Genomic DNA, 1,029 nt, shown 5'->3' on the forward strand with positions numbered 1-1,029 from the left:
GGGCCGGCAGGTGCGATCGTCTTCCGGGAAGTCTCCGTCCCGGAAGTAGCCGTTGGTCGTGTCGAGAATGCAGGTGCTCAAACCCGGACGCAGCACCATGTGGATCCTGGTGTCGGCCAAGGTGATCAACCGAGACCCCGACATCTGCCGATGCAGTGCCAGTGAGTGCGCATGGGGCGTCCGGTTGTCGCCCGTGGCGGACAGGATCAGTGCGGGCACGTCGTTGTCGACCACGGTGGGCGGTTCCACCGGCGGTGGCCAGAAGGCACAGGGCTGGATGTTGTCAGCCAGTGCGGCGAAGATCGGCTGGGTCGGGCGAGCCGCCTCGATCGCATTCCAGTACCACGCGGGATCGGCGGGCATCGGTGCGTCCGCACACCAGATCTGCACCATCACCGAATCTTCGTCGTGCTCGTAGTACTCGATCTGCTGGTGCAGCTGCGCGGGCACCTCGGGCGCGCGGCCCTCCGCCGCGTCGGCAACGGCTCGCACCGATGCCGCCAGCGCCTCGTTCAATCGCGCATCCCGCAACATCGTCCACAGCAGATTCGGCAGGACATGATCGTCGAAGCCGAAGCCCTCGACCACGATCGGCGACCGCGCCGCACGATCGATGAGAGCCTCGACTCGCCTGCGTACCTCGGGCGCGGAATCGCCGAGGTGGTACTGCCGATCGCGAGCCGCCACCCAGCCGGCCCAGTCGTCGAAGGCCGCTTCCACCGCCGGCCCCCAATCCTGTTGCAAGCCGAGCCAGTAGCGCTGCGGATCGATGGCACTGTCGAGCACCATGCGGTCGGATCGGCCGGGGAACAACTGCGAGTAGACCGCGCCCAGATACGTGCCATAAGAGACGCCGTAATAGCTGATGCGGTCCTCGCCCAGTGCCGCACGGATCACGTCCATGTCGCGGGCGGTGTTGCGCGTGCTGAGCTGCCGCATCCAGTTCGGGTCACCGCCCACCAGACAGTCGGCGGCGAGCCGTGCCTGCAGGGCCGTTTCGGTGACGAAGCCCGGTAATCCGATTCCTGC

The 1,029-nt window shown here is 66.8% G+C and carries 1 protein-coding gene; it reads right to left on the minus strand.

Annotation, left to right across the window (positions count from 1 at the left end; genetic code table 11):
* On the minus strand, positions 1-1,029 hold a 1,029-nt coding region (locus ACGF5C_RS35325; RefSeq protein ID WP_393308840.1), incomplete at both ends, for an alpha/beta fold hydrolase.

Source organism: Micromonospora sp. NPDC047620 (assembly GCF_043205005.1).
Classification (GTDB): Bacteria; Actinomycetota; Actinomycetes; order Mycobacteriales; family Micromonosporaceae; genus Micromonospora.